The 4,545-nt window shown below is 70.5% G+C and carries 4 protein-coding genes; 2 read left to right on the forward strand and 2 right to left on the reverse strand.

What is annotated here, in order from left to right; all coding sequences use genetic code 11:
• Positions 1-24 precede the first annotated feature (24 nt).
• On the forward strand, positions 25-2,328 hold the full coding sequence (locus D7Y13_RS38935) for a hypothetical protein (RefSeq protein WP_120584355.1): 2,304 nt from the start codon (positions 25-27) through the stop codon (positions 2,326-2,328).
• A gap of 59 nt (positions 2,329-2,387) precedes the next feature.
• Here the strand turns inward: D7Y13_RS38935 and D7Y13_RS38940 are convergent, their stop codons facing one another.
• Positions 2,388-2,822: an Ig-like domain-containing protein gene (locus D7Y13_RS38940; protein ID WP_120534366.1), complete on the reverse strand. Its 435-nt coding sequence runs from the start codon at positions 2,820-2,822 to the stop codon at positions 2,388-2,390.
• 30 nt (positions 2,823-2,852) lie between these two features.
• Between D7Y13_RS38940 and D7Y13_RS38945 the strand changes: the two genes are divergently transcribed.
• A complete protein-coding gene (locus D7Y13_RS38945) occupies positions 2,853-3,353 on the forward strand; it encodes a hypothetical protein (protein WP_233595678.1) in 501 nt (166 codons plus the stop codon).
• Positions 3,354-3,359: 6 nt separating this feature from the next.
• Here the strand turns inward: D7Y13_RS38945 and D7Y13_RS38950 are convergent.
• The coding region (locus tag D7Y13_RS38950; RefSeq protein ID WP_147452602.1) for a GMC oxidoreductase at positions 3,360-4,545 on the reverse strand (1,186 nt) is incomplete at its 5' end.

Consider the following 4,545-nt stretch of genomic DNA (forward strand, 5'->3'; position numbering starts at 1 on the left):
CCCTTGAACCCTCCCGAGTCCCCCATGCGCCTTCGCTCCCGACTGCTCCCGCTCGCGCTCCTGCTCCTGGCCGCCTGTTCCTCGGATGGGGAGGACACGCCGGATGCCGGCACCGGCGTCGTGGAGGACCTCTGCAACACCCGCGAAGAGGCCCTGACGAACGCCGACTGCGAGCTGAAGCCCGGCGTGCCGATGGAGCGCTTCCTGGCGCTCACCGGTGAGGTGAAGGCGGGGGACGAGGACTGGTACAGCATCCGCATCCCCGCCACCGCCAACGCGCGCACGCTGGTGCACATCACCGGCGTGTACCTGGCCTCCAGCACGCCGGTGAACCTGTCCGTCTCCGTGCAGGAGAAGGACAAGGACACGTCGCTGGTGGCGAAGTCGGATCAGCACGGCTCGGGCGCGCCCCGGCCGGTGGACATCGTGCTGCCGTACGGCACCCCGGACACGCAGCTGGTGGTGGTGGTGCGCGACGCGCCGACGAACCCCGCGCGCCCCGCCTTCGACGCGCGCAATTCCTACCGGCTCACGGTGGAGCTCATCGAGAACCCGGACACGAACGAGCCCAACGACGTCACGCCCACGCCCATCGCGCTCGCGGCCGAAGGGGCCGTGCAGGTGGGCACCGCGAAGGGCTACCTGGCGACGGACAACGACGTGGACCGCTTCAGCTTCCCGCTGACGGCGGGGAAGATTGCCTACGTGCGCGTCACCGCGCCGGACCAGGGCTTCGCGCCCAACTACCGGCTGTCCTATGAGCTGCTCCGCCCCGGCACCACCGACAAGGAGTCGGAGGGCAATGTGCTGCCCAAGGTGCACCCGGGCGTGCTGGCCACCGCGCGCAAGGTGAAGCTCGCCGGCACGTGGACACTGGTGGTGAAGGGCTACCGCCCGGCCAACGACCCGGTGCCCGCGGGCGACCTGCGCCAGCCGTACGAGGTGGAGGTTCGCGTCCTGGACGAGGCGGATCCGCAGGACCAGTCCGGTGACAACGACGCCTATGCGCGGGCGTTCTCGCGCGACCTCGTGGGCGCGCCCGGCACGTCCACGTCCTTCTCCGGCCGGCTGGGCTACGTGTCCGACCGCGACTGGTTCGCGTTGCGCGTGCCCGCGTACAGCAAGCCCAGCGTGCTGCGCTACCGGCTGGTGCCGCTGGGGACGGGCGGCCGCTTCGAACCGCTGCCCCTGCCGCTGGGCCAGCTGGCGGACCGGCAGGTGCTGGTCTTCACCACCGTGGGCACTGCGCCCACCCCCGAGCTGCGCACCCAGTGCTCCAACGACCCCCTCGTGTGCCCCCGCGACGTGCGCGAGCACCCGGATGCGCCGTCGCTGGTGCAGACCTACTGCAACACCGCGGAGGCGGTGCTGTGCCTCCAGTCGCTGCGCGAGGAGGGGGACCCGGCGCGCTTCGCCAACCTGGGCAACTTCCAGGGCGCGCTGCCGGTGCCGGCGCACGCGGGGCTCGCGACGTACCACTTCGTGGTGCAGGACGACGGCACCAACTGGGCGGACGACCGCGACTACCGGCTGGAGGTGAGCTGGGAGGACGACGACGCGGAAGAGGTGGGCGCCTACAGCGGCAACGTTGAACAGCCGCGGGCCAAGACGCTCAACAGCGTGGGCGCGGGCAACCTGCCGGCGAGCGACGCCACCTTCGAGGCGAAGGGCCAGCTGTCCTACGGCCATGGCCGGCTGCGCGACAACGACCGCGCCACGGGCCTGGGCGTGCGCGGCCCCACGGACTACGACGCGGTGCCGTCCGACACGGACACGTACGCGTACACGCTCCCCAGCCGCACGGCGCCGGAGGACGCGTCGTGGCTGGTGCAGTGGGAGGTGGACAACCTGCCCGACGGTGGCACCCCGCATGGGCTGGCGTTGGACCTGACCTTCTGTGACGGCACCCCTCCCACCGACGGCGGCACCAGCGCGTGCACGCCGGTGTCCACCACCAGCTCCGGTGGGGCGCTGACGCTGGCGTACAGCGGGTCGGTGATGCGCGCCTGGCACACCACGGCGAGCACGCCGCTCTCCAGCTACCAGGCGCAGTACCAGTTGGAGAAGACCGCCACCACCACGCGCGTCACGGTGGCGCCCTATGCGTGTGCCTGCCTGGAGCGGCGCTTCATCCAGGGCGGCACGCTCAAGGTGGCGGTGAGCGCCACCGAGCGCAGCGACTACGGGCGCGTGGGCTACACGTTGCGCACCGGCTACGGCGACTACCCGCGCACCTATACGGCGCCGGATGGTGGCAGCCCCACCCAGTGCCCGGCGCCCACGCAGGACGGTGGCACGTGGGTGGGTGGTTGCCAGTTCACCCGCTAGCGGGCCCGGACGGGCGGCGGGGTTTCACACCTCCGCCGCCTTCGGGCGCTCCGCGACGGCTACCGGGCGACGCCCTTGCCCTTGAGCGTCAGCTCCCGGGTGTCGCCGTCGGCGGAGTTGGACTTGATGGTGAGCTTGCCCTCGAAGTCCTTGGCCGCGTTGGGCTTGAAGGCGACCTCGATGAAGGTGCGCTGGTAGGTCTCCAGCTTCAGGGGCCCGTTCTCCGGCCAGGTCTCCGGCTTCTTCATGGTGAAGACGCCCGGACCGGAGATGGAGGCCTCGTTGAGCTCCAGCGTCTGGAGGCCGCGGTTCTCCAGATAGAGCGTGTTGAAGGTGGTCGCTCCCACGTAGGTGCCGGCGGAGAACTCGGTGTCGAAGCTCAGCTCGGTGCGGTCGATGAGAAGCTGCGGCGTGTTCGGCAGCTCCTCCGCTTCGTCTCCGCAGCCCGCCAGGGCGATGATGGTGAGGGGCAGCCACAGGTTGCGCAGACGCATGGACATCCACTCCTCGGTGAGGTTCAGAGAATGTTTGGCGTTGTAACACGGAGTGCCCACGCGCTGACGGGGGCGTTGCTGTTGATGGTGCTGAGCGGTTGCGGCGGCTCGCGCGAGGACTTCATCGGTCCGCGCGTGCAGGATGTCTGCAAGGCGTCCTGGCCCGTGTGCAACCAGTTCGCGGGCTGCATCCTGGGGCCTGAGAGCTATTCCGAAGGCCGCTTCCCCGGCCGCGGGCAGGTCATCGTCCGGGTGCCGGAGGCGTCCACCATCAAGGTGAGCTTCTACCTGGAGGAGGTGACGGCGGCGGGCGAGGAGACGGCCGTCACCGTGCACGAGGAGGGCTGCCGGGCGCGCCAGCGTCAGGCCGCCACGGGCCGCGCCGCGTTGGACCAGATGGAGAAGTTCGGCGAGTTCACCCGCCAGGTGGACGTCACCGGCGTGGGCGACCACCTGGTGGAGTTCGATTCCGACATGCAGGCGCGCTACGTCGTGAAGGTGGACGTGACGCCGCTGCGCGTCCAGGAGTGACGCGCGTCAGCCCTTGAGGGTGCTCACCAGGTGGTGGGCCACGCGGAAGCTGTTGGCCGCGATGGTGAGCGTGGAGGGCACGCTGCCTCCCGTGGGCATGAAGCTGCCGTCCACCACGTAGAGGTTGGGCACTTCGTGCGCGCGGCAGTGCTTGTCCAGCACGGAGGTGGCCGCGTCGTCGCCGAAGCGGCAGGTGCCGTGCTGGAGGATGGTGGTCTCTCCCTGCGTGCCCACGCGCTCCACCGCGTCGGGGTCCAGGCGCAGCAGCACTTCTTCACCGCGTTCCACGAGGAAGCGCGTGGCGGCGTAGTCCGCCGGGTGCCGGTCCAACGTGATGGCGGCCACGGGGATGCCGTACTTGTCCTTCACCCCGGACTCCACCGTGACGGAGGTGCCGGGCGTGGGGAGGAACTCCGCGTAGACCTCGAACTCGAGGATGCGCGAGTCGCGGTACGCGCGCATGCGGTCCTTGAGCTCCTTGCCGAACACGCCGGACTTGCCGGAGCCCGCGAGCCCCACCGCCGCGAAGATGGGGTTGGGGTGCGACCACATGAAGCCCAGCGTGCCGCCCTTCCTGAAGCCGTGGCGCGCGTCCGGCATCAGGTAGAAGTCCTGGACGCTGCGGTTGACGAAGGGCGCGGGGTCCATGAGCCACGGTCGCGCCTCCTTCTGCTTCGACACGCGGAAGATGGCGCGCGAGCCGCCGAAGGAGCTGAAGAGCAGGTTCTTGCCCACGAGCCCGCTGCCGTTGGCCAGGCCATTGGGGAAGCGGCTGGAGGTGGAGTTGAGCAGCAGGCGCGCGCTCTCCACCGCGGTGGCGGAGGCGATGATGACCTTGGCGGGTTGCTCCTGCGTGACGCCGTCCTTGTCCAGGTACACCACGCTCTTGGCGCGGCCCTGGCGGTCCACTTCGATGGAGCGCGCCATGCTGCCGGGGCGCACCTCCACGTTGCCGGTGGCGATGGCGGCGGGGATGAGGCTGACGTTGGTGCCGCTCTTGGCGCCCGTCTCGCAGCCGTAGCTGCCGCACAGCGCGCAGTACGCGCACGGGGCCCGGCCCTTGTAGGCCTTGCTGAGGATGCCGCGCGCGGTGGGCGTCGAGTGCCAGCCGAGCGCCGAGCACGCCTTGTCGATCTCCGACGCGACGGGGTGCACGTCCAGCGGCGGCAGCGGGTAGGGGCCGCTCCGGGGC

This window comes from Corallococcus praedator, assembly GCF_003612125.1.
In the GTDB taxonomy this organism is placed as follows: Bacteria; Myxococcota; Myxococcia; order Myxococcales; family Myxococcaceae; genus Corallococcus; species Corallococcus praedator.

Coding starts and splice junctions, on each gene's coding strand:
- D7Y13_RS38935 (WP_120584355.1), top strand. CDS start 25: ATGCGCCTTCGCTCCCGACTGCTCCCGCTCGCGCTCCTGCTCCTGGCC.
- D7Y13_RS38945 (WP_233595678.1), top strand. CDS start 2,853: ATGTTTGGCGTTGTAACACGGAGTGCCCACGCGCTGACGGGGGCGTTG.
- D7Y13_RS38940 (WP_120534366.1), bottom strand. CDS start 2,822: ATGCGTCTGCGCAACCTGTGGCTGCCCCTCACCATCATCGCCCTGGCG.